This is a genomic window from Holospora elegans E1 (genome assembly GCF_000648275.1).
In the GTDB taxonomy this organism is placed as follows: domain Bacteria; phylum Pseudomonadota; class Alphaproteobacteria; order Holosporales; family Holosporaceae; genus Holospora; species Holospora undulata_A.
The window spans coordinates 1-2411 of record NZ_BAUP01000134.1 but is presented as its reverse complement, the minus strand read 5'-3'; the positions used below and the strand labels follow the sequence as shown (position 1 = coordinate 2411).

Annotated in this window: 3 protein-coding genes; 1 reads left to right on the top strand and 2 read right to left on the bottom strand. The window is 34.1% G+C overall.

The window, feature by feature from the left end:
- Positions 1-772: 772 nt before the first annotated feature.
- Both HE1_RS05485 and HE1_RS05480 read right to left on the bottom strand, forming a co-directional pair.
- On the bottom strand, positions 773-1063 hold the full coding sequence (locus tag HE1_RS05485; RefSeq protein WP_035545562.1) for a hypothetical protein: 291 nt from the start codon (positions 1061-1063) through the stop codon (positions 773-775).
- Between the two features lie 412 nt (positions 1064-1475).
- Complete coding sequence (locus HE1_RS05480; protein ID WP_035545561.1) at positions 1476-2000, bottom strand: hypothetical protein; 525 nt, start codon at positions 1998-2000, stop codon at positions 1476-1478.
- Positions 2001-2170: 170 nt separating this feature from the next.
- On the opposite strand from HE1_RS05480, the gene HE1_RS08355 reads away from it, so the two are divergent.
- The gene (locus tag HE1_RS08355; protein ID WP_162480418.1) at positions 2171-2374 is read left to right on the top strand and encodes a hypothetical protein; all 204 of its coding nucleotides are present in this window, start codon (positions 2171-2173) and stop codon (positions 2372-2374) included.
- Positions 2375-2411: the final 37 nt, after the last annotated feature.

Below are 2411 nucleotides of genomic sequence, written 5' to 3'. Positions count from 1 at the left end.
CCTTGTATTCATGATTTAGCTATCCTTCTTAATAGGATCATGGAATGGGCTGTAATTATGTTTTCAGCAGTCGCTATGGCAATTTCATAATCTTTAGACGCCCTTCGAAAAGGATTTAGCTATCTTATGTTCTTTCGACGATCTAACGCTTTGGAAGTATGGCCCATTCTTGAGATATACGCTCTGAGATTGCTATAGTTTTATTCAATAGAGTTCTCACAAATGCCTCCACGGGGTTTCTATATCCAGCATCTGCACACACTCAATGTAGGATAATTTTTTTGCACCGCTTCCTAAAAAACTCTGCACCCAGCACCTGTGTCATTGGCCTTATGAACCGTGATATGGATCAGATTGCCTTGCGTATCAACAACACTATGCCGTTTACGTATCTTTTTTTCCCCCATCTATACCTATTTTTTCTGAAGCTTCTGTGGGTTTAACACGTTGTGAATAATGCTATAGCTGGGATTCTCACTCCTTTCATACTTAATTCGGCTTGTCTTAAGAAAGTTCATGCATCACTTTTTCCCATACCCCCTTAATCCTATATCGTCTATAAAACTTTTATTAATGAATACAGGTTCTTATTAAAATCTGCCCAATGATCTGCGCAACAAAATAAAATTTTCCATTTTTTTAATGGTTCAAAAAGTCGTTTGAATGTTTGATCCGAGAGATCACCAAATTGCCAATAGATGAACCGTTTTCCAGCACGATCATAGGATTTAGAAATCCAAGCTTTAGAAATCCAAATTTTTTGCTTCTTTTTTTAAATATACAAAAATTTATCGACTTCCATGACAATACCTTTGTCTTCTGGGGGGAGCTCAACTTTGGCGCATAGCCTTGATCCTAAGGTGCGCCCCCCTTCAAAACAGCGGTGGCGCTGATACAAAAACGCTGAGTAATTCGGTTCATCGTAAAGGCCGCTTGCGTATAAAACGAGGGCTTGGAGCTTGTCTTTTTCGGGCACACCTCGTGAAAATTTTTCCACATTTTTTACGTTTTCACCTCTGAACCCCTCGAACAAAACCGATTTTAAAGCTCTCCGAACATTCACAAAATTTACATACAATCATTTTTAGAGACTTTTAAAAGACTTCCTTTACCAGTTCTAACAAAAAAGATACTTAGTTAAAAGCCTCGAAAATATGCTATTTCGTATCCAAAGACGTTATAAAAAATTTAAATGGATAAAACGCATAAATTTAGAAAAAGTTAAAATGAAATAAAAGGCAAGATAGAATCTTACCTTTTTTGAGTTGAGTTAACACAATTACCTATAAAGATTTACCGCATAGATATAAAAAAATCCGGGGAGACCTTTTGTTACTTTTTTTACACAATCCTCAATACGACCGCCTATGTAATCGTTTTGATATTTTTTCAGAATCCTTGTATTTTCCTTTTTCTCATAAAATGCCACACCTAAAATCCACACAATACTCCCCACAATAAGTAAGTTCTTTATCTTATTTATTTGGGTAAGTGGGGATGTTTTGGTTTGTTTTTGTGTCTATAATTCTAATAATGTCGTTAAATTTTGGGTCATCTTTCGATTGATGCTTTTCTAAAAAGGTGACAGTTTCTTCTATTGCTTTTACATAATCTTCTGCTGTTTGTTCTAATTTTTTTTTCTCTTTTTTAACTTCATTTAGTTGTTGATTCAGTTCTATTATCTCTATGTTGATTGATGGAAGTTTTGTTCTTAGTAAATTTATATTTTTTTCCACTTTTAAGAAATCATTTTGTAACTTTTTTAATTTATCTTCGCAGTTTTTTTGTTTAGTTTCGTTTAAAATTTGCTGTGAAGGCGTTTCTTTTAAGGGAGCGCGTTGTTGGGAGTAAGGCTGTGTACTCGTTATTGTCATGTTTGCGTTGCTTTTCTGTTGAGAAGAAGCATTTCCTGTTTCTGGAACAGTTGAGGAGCCTTCTCCACCAGCAAAGCAGTTGCCTGCTATGAATATAAATATTAAAGTAAAATATTTTATTATCATTTTTGTTTTTTGTTTTTTTATATAAGTTCATTTTATTATAAAAAATATAATTTTTTATTTTACAAATAGAATTTTCTTTAAATTTGATCATACTCCCCCTCACTTTTTTGAAGGGTCTTTAAAAGATCCGAAAAAGAGGCTATTTTATTAAAAATAAACAACAATGTTTAATGCAAATGAACCTCTCATCCTTAATAAATAAGATAACAAAACTATTAGCTTTTCACAATTCCCGCGCAGAGACTTTTAAAACCTTCGTACTTATCGATCAGCGAAAGGTTCAGCATCCTGCGCTGATCCACAAGATGCACTCTCCACCTTCAATAAAATCCAAGCTTGAACGCGTCAGGCGTTTTTTTAAAAGGACAAGTTAATTGATTCTGGACTCTTCTCAAAAGCCTTGATATCAAG

Bases quoted from the DNA above. Each gene is read 5' to 3' on its own strand.
- HE1_RS08355 (WP_162480418.1), top strand. From the start codon at position 2,171: ATGCAAATGAACCTCTCATCCTTAATAAATAAGATAACAAAACTATTA.
- HE1_RS05480 (WP_035545561.1), bottom strand. From the start codon at position 2,000: ATGATAATAAAATATTTTACTTTAATATTTATATTCATAGCAGGCAAC.